Origin of the sequence: Rheinheimera metallidurans (assembly GCF_036983985.1) — a bacterium.
Lineage (GTDB): Bacteria > Pseudomonadota > Gammaproteobacteria > Enterobacterales > Alteromonadaceae > Alishewanella > Alishewanella metallidurans.
Genome location: NZ_JALAHQ010000005.1, coordinates 50,371 through 68,792, shown reverse-complemented (window position 1 = coordinate 68,792; position 18,422 = coordinate 50,371). Strand labels below are relative to the sequence as shown.

General features: G+C 45.4%; 22 protein-coding genes. 4 read left to right on the top strand and 18 right to left on the bottom strand.

The window, feature by feature from the left end; translation table 11 throughout:
- From cysC to MN199_RS13020, 4 genes are read left to right on the top strand one after another with little or no spacing between them, the layout of a single operon-like run.
- Positions 1-600 (top strand): adenylyl-sulfate kinase, encoded by a 600-nt coding sequence (gene cysC / locus MN199_RS13035; RefSeq protein WP_335739722.1) that lies wholly within the window; start codon positions 1-3, stop codon positions 598-600.
- A complete protein-coding gene (cysQ, locus tag MN199_RS13030) occupies positions 601-1,362 on the top strand; it encodes a 3'(2'),5'-bisphosphate nucleotidase CysQ (protein WP_335739721.1) in 762 nt (253 codons plus the stop codon).
- 60 nt (positions 1,363-1,422) lie between these two features.
- Positions 1,423-2,121, top strand: coding sequence for a 16S rRNA pseudouridine(516) synthase RsuA (rsuA, locus tag MN199_RS13025; RefSeq protein ID WP_335739720.1), 699 nt, complete (start codon positions 1,423-1,425; stop codon positions 2,119-2,121).
- Complete coding sequence (locus MN199_RS13020; protein ID WP_335739719.1) at positions 2,122-2,778, top strand: START domain-containing protein; 657 nt, start codon at positions 2,122-2,124, stop codon at positions 2,776-2,778.
- A 28-nt stretch (positions 2,779-2,806) separates the two neighbouring features.
- Here the strand turns inward: MN199_RS13020 and MN199_RS13015 are convergent, their stop codons facing one another.
- From MN199_RS13015 to MN199_RS12930, 18 genes are read right to left on the bottom strand one after another with little or no spacing between them, the layout of a single operon-like run.
- Entirely contained in the window at positions 2,807-3,241 is a 435-nt protein-coding gene (locus tag MN199_RS13015; RefSeq protein WP_335739718.1) for an excinuclease ABC subunit A, read from the bottom strand.
- Positions 3,231-4,073 (bottom strand): MipA/OmpV family protein, encoded by an 843-nt coding sequence (locus tag MN199_RS13010; RefSeq protein WP_335739717.1) that lies wholly within the window; start codon positions 4,071-4,073, stop codon positions 3,231-3,233. The genes MN199_RS13015 and MN199_RS13010 overlap by 11 nt, the downstream gene beginning before the upstream one ends.
- 3 nt (positions 4,074-4,076) lie before the next feature.
- Positions 4,077-5,306 (bottom strand): beta-ketoacyl-ACP synthase, encoded by a 1,230-nt coding sequence (locus MN199_RS13005; RefSeq protein ID WP_335739716.1) that lies wholly within the window; start codon positions 5,304-5,306, stop codon positions 4,077-4,079.
- Complete coding sequence (locus MN199_RS13000) at positions 5,306-6,028, bottom strand: 3-ketoacyl-ACP reductase FabG2 (RefSeq protein WP_335739715.1); 723 nt, start codon at positions 6,026-6,028, stop codon at positions 5,306-5,308. Before MN199_RS13000 ends, MN199_RS13005 begins: the two co-directional genes overlap by 1 nt.
- Positions 6,029-6,030: 2 nt before the next feature.
- Complete coding sequence (locus tag MN199_RS12995) at positions 6,031-6,483, bottom strand: hotdog family protein (protein WP_335739714.1); 453 nt, start codon at positions 6,481-6,483, stop codon at positions 6,031-6,033.
- On the bottom strand, positions 6,480-7,664 hold the full coding sequence (locus tag MN199_RS12990; protein WP_335739713.1) for a beta-ketoacyl-[acyl-carrier-protein] synthase family protein: 1,185 nt from the start codon (positions 7,662-7,664) through the stop codon (positions 6,480-6,482). Before MN199_RS12990 ends, MN199_RS12995 begins: the two co-directional genes overlap by 4 nt.
- Positions 7,661-8,224 (bottom strand): DUF3261 domain-containing protein, encoded by a 564-nt coding sequence (locus MN199_RS12985; RefSeq protein WP_335739712.1) that lies wholly within the window; start codon positions 8,222-8,224, stop codon positions 7,661-7,663. The genes MN199_RS12990 and MN199_RS12985 overlap by 4 nt, the downstream gene beginning before the upstream one ends.
- Positions 8,206-9,447 carry an NAD(P)/FAD-dependent oxidoreductase gene (locus tag MN199_RS12980; protein WP_335739711.1) on the bottom strand — a complete coding sequence of 414 codons (1,242 nt, stop codon included), beginning with the start codon at positions 9,445-9,447 and terminating at the stop codon, positions 8,206-8,208. The genes MN199_RS12985 and MN199_RS12980 overlap by 19 nt, the downstream gene beginning before the upstream one ends.
- Positions 9,434-11,701, bottom strand: coding sequence for an MMPL family transporter (locus MN199_RS12975; protein ID WP_335739710.1), 2,268 nt, complete (start codon positions 11,699-11,701; stop codon positions 9,434-9,436). Before MN199_RS12975 ends, MN199_RS12980 begins: the two co-directional genes overlap by 14 nt.
- A complete protein-coding gene (locus MN199_RS12970) occupies positions 11,698-12,228 on the bottom strand; it encodes an outer membrane lipoprotein carrier protein LolA (protein ID WP_335739709.1) in 531 nt (176 codons plus the stop codon). Before MN199_RS12970 ends, MN199_RS12975 begins: the two co-directional genes overlap by 4 nt.
- Positions 12,225-12,650 carry an acyl-CoA thioesterase gene (locus MN199_RS12965; RefSeq protein ID WP_335739708.1) on the bottom strand — a complete coding sequence of 142 codons (426 nt, stop codon included), beginning with the start codon at positions 12,648-12,650 and terminating at the stop codon, positions 12,225-12,227. The genes MN199_RS12970 and MN199_RS12965 overlap by 4 nt, the downstream gene beginning before the upstream one ends.
- The gene (locus MN199_RS12960; RefSeq protein WP_335739707.1) at positions 12,643-14,232 is read right to left on the bottom strand and encodes an HAL/PAL/TAL family ammonia-lyase; all 1,590 of its coding nucleotides are present in this window, start codon (positions 14,230-14,232) and stop codon (positions 12,643-12,645) included. Before MN199_RS12960 ends, MN199_RS12965 begins: the two co-directional genes overlap by 8 nt.
- Positions 14,213-15,196: an LpxL/LpxP family acyltransferase gene (locus MN199_RS12955; protein WP_335739706.1), complete on the bottom strand. Its 984-nt coding sequence runs from the start codon at positions 15,194-15,196 to the stop codon at positions 14,213-14,215. Before MN199_RS12955 ends, MN199_RS12960 begins: the two co-directional genes overlap by 20 nt.
- Positions 15,186-15,932 (bottom strand): glycosyltransferase family 2 protein, encoded by a 747-nt coding sequence (locus MN199_RS12950; RefSeq protein WP_335739705.1) that lies wholly within the window; start codon positions 15,930-15,932, stop codon positions 15,186-15,188. Before MN199_RS12950 ends, MN199_RS12955 begins: the two co-directional genes overlap by 11 nt.
- Positions 15,925-16,281: an ApeI family dehydratase gene (locus MN199_RS12945; protein ID WP_335739704.1), complete on the bottom strand. Its 357-nt coding sequence runs from the start codon at positions 16,279-16,281 to the stop codon at positions 15,925-15,927. The genes MN199_RS12950 and MN199_RS12945 overlap by 8 nt, the downstream gene beginning before the upstream one ends.
- Complete coding sequence (locus MN199_RS12940; RefSeq protein WP_335739703.1) at positions 16,274-17,632, bottom strand: AMP-binding protein; 1,359 nt, start codon at positions 17,630-17,632, stop codon at positions 16,274-16,276. Before MN199_RS12940 ends, MN199_RS12945 begins: the two co-directional genes overlap by 8 nt.
- Positions 17,613-18,167, bottom strand: a complete 555-nt coding sequence (locus tag MN199_RS12935; RefSeq protein WP_335739702.1) for a COG4648 family protein — start codon at positions 18,165-18,167, stop codon at positions 17,613-17,615. The genes MN199_RS12940 and MN199_RS12935 overlap by 20 nt, the downstream gene beginning before the upstream one ends.
- Positions 18,167-18,415: an acyl carrier protein gene (locus MN199_RS12930; protein ID WP_335739701.1), complete on the bottom strand. Its 249-nt coding sequence runs from the start codon at positions 18,413-18,415 to the stop codon at positions 18,167-18,169. Before MN199_RS12930 ends, MN199_RS12935 begins: the two co-directional genes overlap by 1 nt.
- Between the last annotated feature and the right edge of the window lie 7 nt (positions 18,416-18,422).

Here is an 18,422-nt window from a genome sequence, read left to right as displayed (position 1 = left end):
ATGACTAATAACAATATAAAATGGCAACAACTTGATGTTAATAGTGCGCAGCGTGAGGCATTACTTGGTCATAAAAGTGCAGTAATTTGGTTTACTGGTTTATCTGGTTCGGGTAAATCTTCTGTAGCCAATGCATTAGAGCAGGCTTTAGCAATGCAAGGTAAACACACCTATTTGCTTGATGGCGACAATGTGCGCCATGGCCTATGTGCCGATTTAGGCTTTAGTGCCACAGATCGTACGGAAAGCCTACGCCGCGTTGGCGCTGTAGCTGGGCTAATGGCTGATGCCGGCTTATTAGTGCTTAGTGCCTTTATTTCGCCGTACCGTGCGCAACGTGAGCTGGTAAAAAGCTTGATACCGCAAGGTAAGTTTATTGAAGTACATATTGCCACGCCGCTAAACGTATGCGAGCAGCGCGATGTTAAAGGCTTATACAAGAAAGCCCGTGCCGGTGAACTAAGCCAGTTTACCGGCATTTCGGATCCCTACGAAGCACCTAAAGCTGCCGATTTAGTACTAGATACATCGGTAACCTCGTTACAAGACAGCGTGCAGCAACTGCTGCAGCTGCTGACACAAAAGGGCATTATTAACTAAATGAACTACTTACCTAAGGTTATTAACATTGCCGAGCAAGCTGGGCATGCCATTATGGCTATTTATCAGCAAGATAATGTGGCCTTTAATATTACTGATAAAACCGACCAGTCACCGCTTACCGCCGCCGATTTAGCTGCACATCAGTTAATTGTTAACGCCTTAAGCAAACTCACACCAGAATTACCTATTCTCTCGGAAGAAGCGGCAGATATTAGCTGGGATATTCGTCAAACTTGGCAGCGTTACTGGCTAGTCGACCCGCTAGATGGCACTAAAGAATTTATTAAACGTAATGGCGAATTTACAGTAAACATCGCCCTTATTGAGCACGGCGAGCCAATATTGGGCGTAATTTATGCCCCGGTACTGAACAAAACCTACTACGCCAGCAAAGGCGCAGGTGCTTTTGTTAAAACTGCTACGGGTATTACCGCAGCAAAAGTAAGTATTCCCGGTAAGGTTATTCGCGTAGTTGGCAGTCGCAGCCATCCAAGCCCTGATCTAGCGGAGTATTTAGCTCAATTTGCTCAGCACGAAATGGTACCAGTAGGCAGCTCGCTAAAATTTTGTTTAGTAGCAGAAGGCGCCGCTGATGTGTATCCGCGCTTTGGCCCCACCATGCAATGGGATACCGGCGCAGGCCATATTATCGCCTTAGAAGCCGGGGCTAGCGTCAGCTTTACCGGCATTAGCAGCAAGGTATATCAGCGCGAAAACTTACTAAACCCTAACTTTATGGTTTCGGCATTACAAGACTAATACCCAACAGTCGGGTACACTAAACGCTATTAATATCGGTGATTTATGGTTGTATAACGCATGCGTTTAGATAAGTTTATATGTGACAGCACAGGCCTAACTCGTAGCCAAGCAGGCAAGGTGATCCGCCAAGGTTTAGTGACATTAAATGGCGATAAGGTAAAGCAAGCAGCTTTACAGGTTAAAGAACACGATGCGGTTTGCTTAGACGGCAAACCAATTAACATTATTGGCTTGCGCTACTTTATGCTGCATAAGCCGGATGGCTATGTCTGCTCTACCGATGATCCGGACCATCCAACCGTATTTACACTAATGGATGAGCCAATAATCGAGCGGCTGCACACCGTTGGTCGGCTAGATTTAGATACCACAGGTTTAGTGCTAATTACCGACGACGGCCAGTGGTCGCATCGTATTAGTAGCCCCAAGCATCATGTGGCCAAAACCTATCGCGCTTGGACAGCCGACCCAATTCCCGCCAGTGCGGTGCAACAGTTTGCCGATGGCATTATGCTGCGTAATGAAAAAAACATAACACTACCGGCTACGCTAGAAATTATTGGCGAATGCGAAGCGCTGCTTACTATTCAAGAAGGCCGCTACCATCAGGTTAAACGCATGTTTGCTGCAATTGGCAACAAAGTAGTGCAACTGCATCGCGAGAAAATTGGCGGCATACAGTTACCAGATGATTTAGCTGAAGGTGAATACCGCGAGCTAACATCTCAGCAGTTAAAGTTGTTGCAGGTAAAATAGATGCGCTTTAGCTTAAATGCCTGTTTTAGCTTAGTGTTTTTTTCATTGTTTTTTGCAGTTAGTGGGCAGGCTGCTGATTGGTTGCACTATAAAACCAAAGAGCAGGTTACTGTTGAATATCGTCGACTAGATACTAGCCTGCTAGAAATCCGTGCTCAAGTACGTCTTACCTCTAACCTTGGTGCTTTTTTACATTTACTCAATGATACTGACGCAATTAGCCATTGGGTTGAAAATGCAGAGCGGGTTGAAATAATCAGCTCTGCGGCAGAACACAGCAAGATAGTGCACACTTATTTCAAAGCGATATGGCCAGTGTCATCACGCGATATGGTAACGCAATCAACTTGGTCACAAAATAGTGACGGAGTGTTAACCCTGCAAGTAACTGATGTTGGTCAGCAGTACCCGCCCGTTAAAGGCTATGTACGAATGCAGCAGGTTAAGTCGCAGTGGGTGCTAACACCAGAGCCTAATGGTGTAGTGTTAATTCAATATCGAGGCCAAGCAGACCCTGCCGGCAATTTACCGCATTTTATTGTCAACCGTGTAGCGTTAAGCTCTGTGCTAAAAACCTTTATTAATCTCGCTAAAATGTTACCGCACTATCAGCGGCCTTATCCTGGCATTATAATTAGCGATAAAAAACGCCGCTAAACTAGCGGCGTTTTTAATGTAATCTTACTTAGAACTTAACTAGCTCACCTTTTAACGCCACGCCGGCCATAATGCTGCCAGCACCGCATTGAAACTCTGTAGCGCTAGTAAATTCATTATTTTTATAGTTAGAACGAATATTCACTACCGCATCATAACCACGCTTGGTTGCAGCTTCTTGCAACGCTTTAATTGCTGATAATAATACCCACTGACAGGCTTCTGCATCAGATTTCCCTACCGCATTAGTCTTTTTATTAGTGCTGACATCACCCCAAGTGCTCGTTACTTTAGCGTGTTTTTGTCCAGCAAAGTAAAATGGCACATCTAGTAATGCCGACTTGGCTTTATCCGTGCCAATGATATCGGCTAGAGGTAACGTAGTTACCGAGTCACGCGCTGATGCTGTACCGCATAAAAAAACAGTGCTTATTGCAGCTGCTAGTATTAACTTAGTTTTCATAAATAACTCCTTGTTGATTAAAAATCCAGGCGAAGGCCAAACCAAAGCTGACATTATGCCGACGCTGCACTAATGGACTATCGCGAAAGCTTGCCTGTTGTAAATTATCATAACGGGCAAAGCCACCCAACCACCAACTTTTATAACGCCAGCTTAAACCACTCGATAAGCGCCAACCAGAAAAACCGTCAACCGCACGATATTCGTGGCGCTGCTCGGTTGCATAAAGCGGCTCAACACCATATAAATACTGATGATACTGCGCTGTACTCCAAATTCCGGCTAGCTGACTGCTCAATTGCACTCGATTAGTTAACGATTTATGCCAACGAATATGCGGCTCTAAACGCCAACCGACACTTTGCCAATGTTGCAAATCAGTTGCAACTGCTTTTCTTAGCGGTATTCGTAACGCCAACTGACTAGTATTTGTTTGGCTAATATTATAATCCAAAGTCGGCCCTATCTCGCCGATCCATAGTAGATCAGGCATGCCTTGACGGTAGGGGTTGTCAGCGCTATTTACTCGTAGCGCCCCAGCCATGCTTAAACTTAAAGACCAAGCTCCACTTTGAAACAATTCACCTATAGCTTCAGTCTGATTAAGTTTAACTTTATCACTTTGATAAACAATGTAGGGAAATGGCAGCAAGTAATGCTGATTTACGGCCGAGCCAAGATAATCAGGCAGCTGAGCGTAGGTAGCACCAATGCCAATAGCAAATGAGGGCTTAGTTGCCGTTGCTTGTTCTGCTGCAGCCTGCACGTAATTAGGTAAAGCTACGTAGAGCATTACGCTAAGGCAGCAAAGCACATAACTGCGCACGGTCACTTACTAGCTATCCCAACGTTTAAAAATAAGTGAGGTATTAATGCCGCCAAAAGCGAAGTTATTCGTCATCACATAGTTGGTATGTATGCTGCGCCCTTGTTCTACAATGTAATCCAGTGCAGCGCAATCAGGATCAACTTCGGTGAGGTTCAATGATGGCGCAAACCAACCATCTCGCATCATCATAATGCTGGCCCAGCTTTCAATTGCGCCACAAGCACCCAAGGTATGCCCTAGATAACTTTTTAACGAACTGATTGGCATGCTGGTACCAAATACCCGAGCCGTAGCGTGGCTTTCTGCTACATCGCCCTTGTCAGTCGCCGTGCCATGGGCATTAACATAGCCGATGCTACTAGCTGGCAAAGCAGCATCTGCCAATGCCAAACGCATAGCTTGCTCCATAGTGGTATCGGTTGGCTGAGTGACGTGCACCCCATCCGAGTTTGAGCCAAAACCAACTAATTCAGCATAAATAGTCGCGCCACGTGCCAGCGCATGCTCTAACTCTTCCAGAATTAAGGTGCCTGAACCTTCACCAATAACTAAACCATCGCGCGCTTTATCAAACGGGCGCGGCGTTAGTTTTGGGCTATCATTGCGAGTGCTGGTAGCATATAACGTATCAAATACTGCGGCTTCGGTTGCACAAAGTTCTTCTGCACCACCAGCAACCATCAGCAGCTGTTTGCCAAACTTAATCGCTTCGTACGCATAGCCAATACCCTGTGAACCAGAAGTACAAGCAGAGCTGGTGGTATACACTCGGCCTTTAATACCAAAAAACACGCCAACATTTACCGCGGTAGTGTGCGCCATCATCTGAATATAACTGGTGGCGGTAACGCCCGACATATCTCCAGTGTCCATCATCCGACCAAAAGCCAAAATTGGTTCCGTGCTGCCGGTTGATGAGCCAAAGGCAATACCACAGCGGCCATCAGTTAATGCTGGGTGCTCTAACAAACCGGCATCAATTAAAGCTAACTCTGTACTACGAGTCGCCATAAGTGAAACTCGCCCCATAGAGCGTACCATTTTGCGTGAATAGTGCGCTGGCCGCTGAAAATGCGGCACCGGCGCAGCTAATCGCGTACTCATGCTGCTGTATTTGTTCCATTCTGGCATGCTACATACAGCATTTTCACCTTGCCGCAACTTATGCTTAAAGTTAGGCCAGCTATCTCCCAGGGCGCTAATGACCGACATGCCCGTTACAACCACTCGTTTCATTACACTAACCCACCATTTACCGAAATAACCTGCCGCGTAATATAAGCAGCTGGCTCTGAAAATAAAAATGCGACGGTTGCAGCTACTTCATTAGCCGTGCCGGCACGGCGCAATGGAATCATTTTCATTACTTCATCAGCTGCAACGTCTTGCACCATGTCGGTATCAATTAAACCCGGCGCCACACAGTTTACGGTGATTTTTCGTTTAGCTAACTCTAAAGCCAGCGCTTTAGTGGCGCCAATTAAGCCGGCTTTTGAGGCGCTATAATTAACCTGACCACGATTACCGGCGATACCAGAAACCGACGCCATAGTAACAATGCGGCCACCATTACGTAGCTGGATCATCGGCATCACCGTTGGGTGCAGCACATTATAAAAACCGTCCAAATTGGTATGAATAACCTGATCCCAATCTTGTTCTGTTAAAGCAGGAAAAGCGCCATCACGGGTAATGCCTGCATTACAGACTACACCATAATAGGCGCCATTTTCGGCCATATCCTGCTCTAGTGCTGCCCTTGCCGCTGCGCGGTCAGCGACATCAAACTGCAATATCTGCGCCTGACGGCCAAGCTCACGAATACTTGCTGCTACGCTTTCTGCACTATCGCGACCGGAACGACAGTGCACTGCAATATCAAAGCCTTGTTCCGCCAAATGCAAAGCGATAGCTTTACCAATACCTCGGCTCGAGCCGGTGACTAATACTCTTTTCATTACTACTCCGTTAGCCACGTCTGATGATCTTCAGGTTCAAACACATTAAGCCGTGCAGTTACTAATACTTGCTGTTGATCGCTAATACTACATTCAAACACACTTAAACCAGAAGACTCCATAACTAACTGAGTGGCATGAACTGTTAATTCTGTACCCAACGTAAATTCCGTTACCAGCGGTTGATATTTACGGCAACCAAGTAAAAAACCAATTTTAACCTGCCCACCTGCAACTAGTCGATTTGCTCCGGCATAAGCGGCAATAGTCTGCGCCATATACTCAATGCCAACATAGGCCGGCACCGCTGCGCGAGCAACATCGTAAAACGGACTATTTTCAGAGATTGTTATACTACAAATACCGTAGTCAGTCCCGGCCTCAACAAAGCGATTAAGCAGGATCATCGGTGCCCTATGCGGCAATACTTGCTCAATGCTATAACCTGTTATCATATTGTTTTACCAAGAATTAAAGCCATATTATTGCCGCCAAACGCAAATGAGTTAGATAAGCAGTATTGTGCCGCCCGCTGTTGCCGTGGCGCAACTAAATGTAATGCTGGCAATTTAGGGTCTGACTGCTGATCCCAGCAATGCGGAATTAAATTTTGGCCAGTATTATACTCTGATAACGTTAACCAGCACAGGGCGGCTTCAATTGCACCAGCCGCCCCAAGAGTATGACCTGTCATACTCTTGCTTGAGCTAGCCGGTATCGCAGCTAAACCTAGCTGCTCTAAAGCCTGGCTTTCCATGCTGTCATTCAGCGGTGTAGCCGTGCCATGCAAATTAATATAGTCGAGATGGGTTGGCTTAATATCTGCGTTGTCGCACGCTTGACGAATAGCGGCTACTGCGCCACGCCCTTCAGGATGTGGTGCAGACATATGGTGTGCATCAGACGACGCGCCAGCACCAAGTAAAGCAATACCTTGAGCTGCTTTTTGCATTAAAAACAAAGCGGCGCCTTCACCAATATTAATGCCATCGCGATTAGCACTAAATGGCTGACAAAAACCCGCAGAAGTAGATTCTAGTGCATGAAAACCATTAATAGTAAGCCGGCATAATGAGTCGACGCCGCCTACAATGACTGCATCGGCTAAATCAGCCTGTAATAAGTTACGCGCACTCATTAACGCCCGCGCACTAGATGAGCATGCCGTTGAAATAGCATAACAAGGCCCGGTTACCTCGGCCAACTGGGCAATAAAATCAGCCGGAGCTAACATCTCTTGCATCTGATACTGATAACCCGCAGGGTACTGCTGTTGTTGCATATACTGCTGTATTGCCTGCTCGCCCTCAGCGATACCCGAAGTACTAGTACCGATAACCACGGCAATGCGCGCCGCACCATATTGCTGACGCACAGCAGCCACTTCGCTAGCAATTTGTTGAAACGCTAACGTCGCTAGCTGATTATTACGGCTTTGATACAGCGGTGGCCAATCTGATAAATCGGGCAAAGGTGCACTAACTTCGCCCACAACTATCGCTTCGCCAGACTGCAATAAATCGGTACGCCACCGCATACCTGCACGGCTGCCTTGTATAGCATTTTGCCATACCTGCTGCTTGGTCTGACCCAGTGCACAACATATGCCCAATGCACTAAGAACCATTTTGGTCATGGCAAAAAATCCTGCTGTAAGGTCTTGATCTGCAATGAATAAGCAGGCGCTTTAATAATAATTTTTTGCCCAGCAGCAATTTGTCCGGCATTAGTTATATGTAATAATAGCTGGCCATCTTTATCAAGTAGCGTTCGATCATTACCATCCTGCAGCAAGGTTACCTGTTGTAGCTTAGCGCGTAATTGCGGTTCACTAAGCAGTGCCATTTGCATTTGCGCTAGTAGCACCTTAGCAAATGGCGGCTGATTAAATGGTGCAATACCCGACACAGACAATTGATGATCTGGTTGATAATTTAGCCGCCATAACTCTTGACCTAACGGCGACACCGCGACCAGCAACATTGCTTCAGGCTGCAACAGTGCACTGATAATAAACTGCTGTTGCTGTTTACCATCAAACCAGACCACCTGCTGCATAAGCTGCTGCGCTTGGCTTGGCCAAGTATCAGTTAACTGATAATGACCTTTGCCTAACACCACCCAGCTATTATCGAACATTGGTTTTAACTGACAACCTGTTAATAACAATGCGAAAATCAGGAAAATTCGATACATATTTCCCTTAATACATTCATCCTACGCGCGGTTTCAGCCACATAAGGGTTACTATCATCCCAAGCGTAACCAGCCAAAATAGCACTGATCATTGCTGTGACACCATCATTGCGCTTGGTGCTAAAAATAACGTCTTGAAACCGGCTGTCATACCAAGCTTCAACAAAAAACCGGAATGTTTTAATGCCTTTACGCAATGGCGCACTGAATTCTTGCTCCCAATCCGGTTGCTCGCCGTTAAGTTGGCGTATTACTAATGGCACTGCAGTAGACGCAGAGCGCAGCGCTATAGTAACGCCTGATGAAAATACCGGGTCAAGAAACTCACCCGCGTTACCTAATAGTGCATAGTTTTTACCATACAATTGCTTCACGCTGGCGGAATAGCCAGTGATGTTTCTGGCTTCATTTACCGGCTTAGCATTACCCAGCAATTCGGCAAGTTTGGGGGTTTGCTGTAACTGCTGCCATAGGTTTTCTTCATGGGAGAGCTTGCTATCAAAGCGCTCTGTTTTACCTACAACACCAAAGCTGGCTGTGCCATCGCTAAATGGAATTAACCAAAACCAAATATCATCGTGCTGATCATGCACAGTAATAAGTATTTTATTGCAGTCAAAGGTTGGGCTAGTAATGCCGTGCTTAATATGACAAAAATTAGCTTCTCGTATTGGAAAGTTTGACGGTAACTCTAAATCTAATAAGCGGGGTAATACCCGACCAAAGCCACTGGCATCTAACACAAAACTGGCACTAAGCTGGCTGGTATTTTGCTGTTCGTCTTGTACGGTTAATTTTGTTAATGCGTCGTCTGAATTATCAAGAGCAATTAAGCTGATGCCATAACGGATCTGCAGCCCTTGTTTTTCAGCTTCATCGGCCAGCAGTTTATCAAAGCCAGCTCGCTTGACTTGAAAGGTGGTACTAGGGCCGGCACCAAATTTTTTCGTAAAATCAAAATCCGTGTACATACCTTGCTTTAAAAATGCAGCACCGTTTTTATATTGAAAACCAAGCTCACCAGCCTGTTGCTGCAAAGCCGACTCTAAACCGGCCTCTGCCAAAAACTCCATACAATGCGGTAGTAAGCTTTCACCAATACTAAAGCGGGGAAAGTGCTGCTTTTCAATACATAAAACATTTTTCCCAGCCCGGGCTAGCATGGCCCCAGCAGTACTGCCAGATGGACCAGCGCCAATTATAATGACGTCAAAGTGCTGCATGGTTTTCACTCTCCTTGATAACTATGATACTCAGCAGCGGCGCCAACATACAGGCTAACGCTACGCCCAGAAATACTGTTAAACCGAAGCTGGCAATAGCCGGTGTTTTACTAAAACCTAGCAAACCAAACGCCAAGCAACTGGTTGTGGCTGACAACAATACTGCCTGCACCACTTCTGCATGCTTTAAATTGGCGGTAAAAAATATACCGTAATCTAGCGCCAACGCCAGTACCAATAAAGCCGCGATTAGATTAAAAATATTTAGCTGTTGTTGTATATGCAAGCTAATTAGTAAGGCGCTACTTATCGCTAACGTTAGCATTAATACAACACCTATTGCAGCTCTACTACCACGCTGCCAGATCAATATCACCACCGCTAATGTCAACGCCAAAGCAAACCAAAGGCTAAGCTGCTTACGTAAATGCGCCAAACTGGAATTAGTATCGGCTATCGGATCTAACCAATATGTTTGCGGAAATTGTTGCAGTAGTTGTATATCGCTTGTTGTTAGCTCGACATTACGCAACAGAATAACGCTAACTAGCTTGTCATTAAGCGGCTGTATTTGTTGCATAACACTGCTAGGAAAGCTATCTGGGGTCAGCCTGCTGCTGGTTGCTGGCGGTGCGTTAAGCTGTAATTGCTGCAAATAGCTTTGCAGGGGCTGGCTCTGATACGCCTGCTGTAACAATTGCTGTAATTCTGCTTGTAATGCTAATGGCGGCACCCGCTGAACTGTTGCCTGCCATGCGCTTAGCTTGCCTTGCTGCTGCCAGCTCAGCAATAAGCTTTGCAAGGCCTGTTCTTGTTGTAGCAATTGCTCAGTAGTGTCACCTAATAAGACAATAAAGCGGCTATCCCAATTTTGGCCGCCGGCGCTTCGCACCAACTGCTCTTGTTGTAATAATGCGGTAGGACTTTGATTAAATAAGCGTACATCATCGCTAAATTGTACCTGCAACAACAACGCACTACTAACGAGTATTAAGGTAATTACGCCAATTATCAGCACCAGTTTGCGGCTTGCCTTGCAATAACTTTGGCTAACCACTTGGCAAAAGCGCAATAAGTAACGATTAACTGTCATACAGTTTGCAGGTAGCACGAACAAAGCCAGTACTTTTACGGTAAAAAATGCGGCAACTAAACCAGCGCACATAAATACTGCAACCTGATTCAATATCGGAAACGGCAAAAACATCAGCGCTAAATAGCCGAACAAAGTGGTAATAAGGCCAAGTAGTAACGACGGTAGCATACGTCGAAATGCACTGTGCCCCTGATTAGCCGCTAACATGCCATGAACAGAGTAGTCGATGGCAATACCAATTAGCGTGGTTGCAAATACCAAACCTAAGACATGCGGCTGCTCAAATATCAGCAGCATTGCAGCTAAACCAAAAGCAGAAGCGCAACTTAGTGTGGTAAGCGCCAGCACTATTGGGCGCCAGCTACTGAAACTAAACCAAATTAGTAGCAAAATGGCGGTTAGTGAAAGACCACCATAAAACTGCATTTCAAAACTGGCATTTTCTGCCGCAATAACCGCATGAAATAACACCCCGCTGCGCGCTACATTCAGCGTTGGCCATTGCTGCTGCAGGTGCAATAGTTGTTGCTCTAACGCATTAGCCACTAAGCTGCCGTTGTTACGATCAAAAGGATCAATAGCCAAGCTGGCATATAACAATAATGCTGGCTCACCTTGCTGAGTTAACTCAAACCAACCCTGACGCAGTGATAAGCCATTACTGTTATTTTGCTGCTCTAAGCGCTGCTGGGTAAGCAGCAATGGGTCTTGTGGTAACGCATTGGCTAATAGTGGTGCCGGGCTATATAGCCGTTGCCAAGCGGCATCAACTAAGGGTTGATACTGGCCTCTGCGCAGCAGTTCTAACTGCTCTGGGCTAGCTAATAATGCTTGATGTTGCTGATACAAATTTTGTAATTGCTGTAATGCCACGCCAGGTTCAAGCCAATGCAATTGCGGTGGTGGCTGTGCTAACAGTTGCGCAGCGGCTTGTTGTAACTCTGGCAAGCTAGCACCGCTAAGCAAGAGGCTGACATGACGGCTACTATTGTTTTGTTGTATTAACTGCTGCTGCCACGCTGTACCTGTACCCGGTATGGCCGCAGTAATGTTACTGCTCCAATGTGCCGCGGGTATTGCCATTACTAAGTATGCCAGTACCACAACGCCGGCTAGCAGCCACAAGTATAAATAACCCTTATTTGCTAAACGACTCACTGCGCAACTGCTTCTGCTTGCAGCGTAATAACTGTGCTATTGCCATTTTTTTCTTGCAGGCTAAGCTGACTAAGTTTGGTTTCGCCGCATAAGGCTATATAACTAAATAACTGATCTAACGGCGCCTGCTTTGGCTCTAATAGGGTGCAATGTGCGTCACCCTGCCGTAAGTTAAACTGCTGTTGAATAAACTCTAAGTTTTGCTGCAATACCGCCAACATTAACTGGCCAACAAACTCACTACCAGTAACAGCGATATATTCTTGCTGCTGCCACTGACTTACGCCCATGGCCGTAATCAACAATTTGCTTTCTACTGGTGTAGTGGTGTGCCACAACATTTGCGCAGGTGCAATATCCAGATAACCACTACTACGCAGCGGTACCGGCAAACCCTGTAGCATTTTAGCTTGGCTAAACATTACTTTGCCTTGTAACGGCGGCCACGGCAGTAAATTTGCACTAGCCTGAGCTAGCGCAGCAAACAATCCGCATAGCAACATCACAACAAGACGCAGGGTAATCATGGCTTAGCATATCCAAGCTTTTCAAACAGTATGGCTGGTGATTCAAAACACATTTGCCGCGTTGCTATATCAATAGCTACCTGAATAGTGCTGGCTTTAGTCAGTTTTTTACCAGTAGCAATATCAGTGATTAAATAATCAATACGTAAGCGGTTTTCCCACTCTTTTAGCGTTGCGACCACTTTAATTTTATGAGCAAATAACGCTGAGCCCACGTATTTTAGTGACATATCAACAATAGGCCACATATAGCCAGAGTCTGACATGTCGGTGTAGTCATAATTAAAACTGCGTAATAACTCGCAGCGTGCTACTTCTAAATATTTCACGTAGTTACCATGCCAAACTACCTGCATGGCATCAACGTCAAAAAACGGCACATCAATAATCACTTCAGCCTGCTTTAAGGCGACATTATGCATCTGCAGCCTCCTGATATAACGACCACTGTTGCTGCTGGATCTGGCCAATTAGCTGACGCAAGCTGTGCTCTAAAGGCCGGTCTTCTTGCAGTAATGGATAGTCGTGCTGCAACTGCTTTAGCATCTGCTGTATGTCAGCCGTTAGGCTAGTATTGTGTAACTCACCTTGGTTAATTCTTAACTGCACGCCTTGCTGTACCGCCAATAATGAGGCGGCTACCACTTGCTCGGTTAACTGTAATACCCGCAAACAATCGCGCGCCGCTATCGTGCCCATACTCACTTTATCTTGGTTATGACATTCGGTTGAGCGTGAAAACACACTGGCTGGCATAGTTAATTTCAACGCTTCGGCGGTCCAAGCACTACAGCCTATTTGTACGGCTTTAAAACCATGATTAATGTAGCGGCGGTCTTCGGTTGCGCCCGACAGGTTTGATGGTAAGCCGTTGTTAAATTTAGTATCCATTAACAATGCCATTTGTCGGTCATGTAAATCTGCCAAGTTAGCGACGGCCGTTTTCATGCTATCCATGACCATAGCAATATGGCCGCCGTAAAAATGGCCACCGTGCAACACACGCTCGCCAATACCGTCAATAATTGGGTTGTCATTGGCACTATTTAGTTCATTTTCGATGGTTTGTTTAAACCACGGTAAGGCGTCACGCAACACACCAATAATGTGCGGTGCACAACGAATAGAATATCGGTCTTGTAAGCGATCTGAGTTACGCGGAAACTCATGATGGTTTAGATCAGTTCTGATCCAACTAGCCACTTCATTTTGGCCCAAATGCGGCTTTACACTAAATAGTACTTCATCAAAATGATTACTGTTACCCTGCAACGCCAAACTAGCTAAGGCAGTAATACGACTAGATAAACGGGTTAAATATTCAGCACGTTGGTAAGCCAAGCATGCCAATGCTGTCATAACAGCAGTGCCATTCATAATGGCTAAGCCTTCTTTTGGCCGTAATTTAATGGCCGTTAAACCCTGCTCTGGTAATACCTCGGCTATCTGGCGCACTTCACCTTTGTAATACACCTCGCGCTCGCCAATTAGGCTGGCTGCAACATAAGATAAGGGTGTTAAGTCGCCGCTAGCACCAACACTACCTTCTTGTGGGATGCGCGGTATAATATCTAAATTCAAATAGCTGGATAACTGACGCAACAACGGCCAACTAACGCCCGAGTAACCTTGAGTTAGTGAACATAAGCGTGTGGCTAGAATAGCTCGCCCCTGCTCTGGGGTAAAATAATCACCTAAACCGCAGCCATGAAAGCGCGTTAAATGAATAGGTAACTCATGCACTTGCGATAATGGTACTTTTACCGTGCAGCTGTCGCCATAACCTGTAGTTACGCCGTAAATAACCCCATCTTCTTGTAGCAATTTATCCAGAAATGCGACACCAGCATCAATCTTGCTCTGAAACAGTGGGTCATCACTTAAGGCAACACTTAAGTGATGTTGGGCTACGGCGTTAATTTGTTCAATACTAATTCGACCATTGCCAAAGATAACCGCAGTGGAGGATAAATACTCAACAGGGTCAGTTACTGCTGTTGTCACCAGAATGTTCCTTGTATTGTTCGGCACCTGGAAGCTGCCAGAAATCATAAAAATTAAACCATTGTAATGGGTAGCGGCATGCTATCCGCTCTAATATTTTGGCATAGCGTTGTGCGTGTTCAGTAATAATAAGCTGCCTTTGCTTACGCGGCATACTAATACACTCAGAAAAAGGTTCAAACATAAGGCTATAACCATCTTGTTGTTTTAAGCAAAACATCAGATGCACAGGGCATTGCAGCACACTGGCTAGCACCCAAGGGCCAATCGCAAACGGAGCGGGGTTACCAAGAAAGCTTGCCCACACTGTGCGATCTGGCGCTTGTGCGGAAATACGGTCGCCAACAATAACGACTAATTCACCACGCTCAATACAATCACTTAGCATTACACTAACTGCTGGCGTTAACTCGGTTACTTCAATTAAGCGCAAATCAACATCGCTACTGCTTTCTTTTAAAATACGATTAAATGCTGCAGTATGCTGGGTATGTGCCAAAATATTAATACGGATAGGATACTTACTGCGAACCAAAGCCCGACACACTTCTTGGTTGCCCAAGTGGCTACCAATTATCAACGCGCCTTTGCCTGAATGTGCAATATTTTCAAAGGATAAACTCCCTCCATAGGTTACACTGCTTTGCGGGATACGGCCTAACCAGCCATCAATCTTATCCAGTGCCGCCAACGCAAATTGCCAAAAATGCTGATAACTTTGCCAATAACCAGGTTTACGCTTAAACGGGCTTTCTACGCCTTTGAATTGATGAACTCGCTGCAAAAACTGCATTGAAGCGTTGCGGGCACTGCAGTCTTTCAGAAAAAAATACGCCAGTACCGGAGCCAAACACACTACGATTAACCATTTACCACCGAAGCGATATAAGATTAATAATATGCGGATGGCCATGTAACTACCGTTTTCGGTCTTTTTCGCCCAGTGCGTTTGCTTAGCCTTCATATTTTACCCGCTGCTTACGCGTTAACAATTGAGGCACACGCCTTAACATGCCGAAAAACAATCGGGTATGCATCTTACTAATCAGCCAATTGTCACGCAGCATCTTAAAATTTGAACGGCCGCCAAGCGGATAAATAACCCTTGTGGCAATAAAGTATACCGGTACATCGTGCCAGAATAGTCGCACCATAATATCGGTGTCAAAGTCCATTCGTTGGCCAATAGTGTAACGCTGCATAATATCGACGCAGTGTTTTAGCGGGTAAACGCGAAAACCGAGCATGGAGTCTTTAATTTGTAGTGATAGCGTTTCAATTCGCACCCAAAAATGCGTAATTTCTCGGCCAATTTTACGCCCCAACGGCATTGAGCTGTCGTATATGGGGGCGCCACTAATAAGCGCTTCTGGGTGCTGCGCCGACTTTTGCCAAAACAGTGGAATATCGGCAATATCATGTTGGCCATCAGCGTCAATTTGCAAGCCATGGCTAAAACCACGCTGGTAGGCATGCTGAATGGCTGTACACATTGCCACACCTTTACCCGAGTTGTACGGTAGCGTTATCACCTCAACCAGCTGATGCTGCGACGCTAATTCAGTCAACACCTGTTTCGTTATTGTATCCGAACCATCATCAGCAATAATAACAGCATAACCAAATGGTAATAGCTGCCGCACCGTATGCGCTATGGTGTCGTGGTGGTTATAGATCGGAATAAGAAAACAGTTATGCATTGCCTTTAAGCGCCCACTTCAAGCGGCCAGATGCCACTTTTTGCTGTTGCTTAAAATAACTAAATTGCGTGGTGCTTTCGCCACTCAATTCAAGTAACAAGGTTAAGCTATCGTGCGGGCGAATCATCACCTGAAACTTTAATACTTCAACAGACACTATATCGAGCAACTGAGGAAAATATTGTTTGCAATATTCTGCCACCCAATGCAGTTGAGTAACACCAGCTAACACCGGAGCTTGCGGAAAATGGCCATCAAAATAAACAATATCGGGGCTAATGCCCAATTGCAATTCAATCTTGTTATCGCTGTGTTGTAAAACTTGTACCGCAGGAAATAAGTTAGTCATGATAAAACAGGGCTTCCAGTTGCATCAGCGGTAATTTACCCAGCTGATTGTAGGGTAACGCCGACACATAGCGAAATTTTCTCGGTAGCATTACTCGCTCAAAACGTTGTAGCAAATGCTGCTTAAGTTGTTGGTTTATAGCAATCTTACCCTGCTGTTTTAACACCCTATCACCAACGTCTGTTAGCACTACAGCCAACGCCAGCTGAATTTTGGGCTGCTGTAAAACTACAGCAGCGACCTCTGCTACCAAAGGGCTAGTAAGGCAGTATTGTTCAATTTCAGGTAACGATAAACGTTTTTCTTCAATTTTAACAATGCGGTCTAACCGGCCTAACAAACGAAAGGTATTATCGCTTATTAACTGAACCTGATCAGATGTAGTAAAGCTGCCCGTGCCATCAAGATAGGGCGATGCAACCTGTAACGCTTGCTGATCATTCTGGCTGATACTAATACCAGAAAACACTTGCCAAGGCGCATCAACAATATTACGTTGGCGAAAAGCAATTCCACCGGTTTCAGTACTACCAAATACCTCAGTCGGTGCTTGTTGTATGGCTTGAATATAGCGTGACGGAATATCATCTGCTAATGGGCCACCCGAGCTAAATATGCGTAAACAGCGTTTAGCAACTGGAGCAAGAGTTGCAATGTCATCAAATCGCGCTAAATGAGCGGGGCTAGCAATAAACACCAGCTGATAACGCTGCAGCAAATCCTGCCACTGCTCTAAATAACTTAGCTGCTGCCGGTATTGTAAGTAGCCAAAACATAATGGCCAGAGCATGCGAAATAGTAAGCCGTATATATGTTGATAAGATACGGTACCAGCAAACAAGATGTGCGGGTGAAAGTTAGCGGCAAACTGCGTTTGCAACGTTTGTACTTCAAGTAATAACTGCGAAAGCTGTTTAGTAACAAGTTTAGGTTGGCCGGTAGAGCCTGACGTAAAAAAGCTAACTTTAGTTGCACTACTTAGTTGTATTGCACAGCTTAGTTGTAATGTGCTCTGAATTGCGTCGTTAGCCTCGCTAGGCTCAGGATAAGAACTAGGTGCTTGCCAATCACAATGCTGCATTGCCAACCGTAACGTAAGCGCCTGGTTATCTGGCGCCAGCACAATATGCTTACCCAGCTGGCACAACGCCATAAACCACAATGAAAATAGTACGCTATCGCCCTGATACAGCAAAACTGTATCGCCTTGCTGAGTCGCTATATAGGCTTTAACTTGCTGTAGCTGCTGCTGCCACTGCTGTACAGTGATAATATCAACACCGTTGGTAAATAGCGGGTGTGTTATTGATGGCCAGCTTAACTGCCAATCACTATTTTGCTGTTTTAACAACGCGCCGCACCTGCCATTCAACAAACATCAGTAAACCCATTAATCCGTATGAAATACCACCATTATATAACAGCCATAGATCCCAATTACCCAACATAGCGGTTATAAAAGCTATACTACCATTCAGTAGAAAAAAACCGCACCACACTTGCGTTACTTTTCGAGTATAAGCAATGGCTTTTTGATCAAGTTCGCCATCCATCAGTCGAGCAATTCGCTCAACGACGGTTGGCGGATAAAACAATGAGTAGCCAAACAGCATCAGCATTCCGGCATTCATCCACACTGGATAATACAACAATACGTGCTCAGACTGGCCCAGCAACATTGCCAACACTAAACCAATACAGGTTAGCGAAAAAAAACTGCGAGTAGCTAACCCAGCGCCACCGGTAAATGATTTAAGCAGTGCAATACCAGCAACAGGCAACAATGCCGCTGCCGGATGCCAATGGCTTATTGCCCACCAGACGTAAACGGGGTAAAGCAGTAATGCGAGTTTTAAACCATTATCTAACAATGCCTTTAGACGCATTACGCCTCAATTAAAGCGTAAACTGCATCAACCACGTCGCCAACTGTGCGTACAGTTTTAAATGCTTCAGGTTCTATTTTCTTACCGGTTAATTCTCGCAGTTTTACCACTAAGTCTACGGCATCAATACTGTCTAAATCTAAGTCTTCATATAGGTGTGCATCTAAGCTAATTTGCTCAGCATCAAGCTCAAACTCTTTTACCATCAACTGCTGCAGCAGATTAAACACATCTTGTTTAGTTTTCATTGTTTGC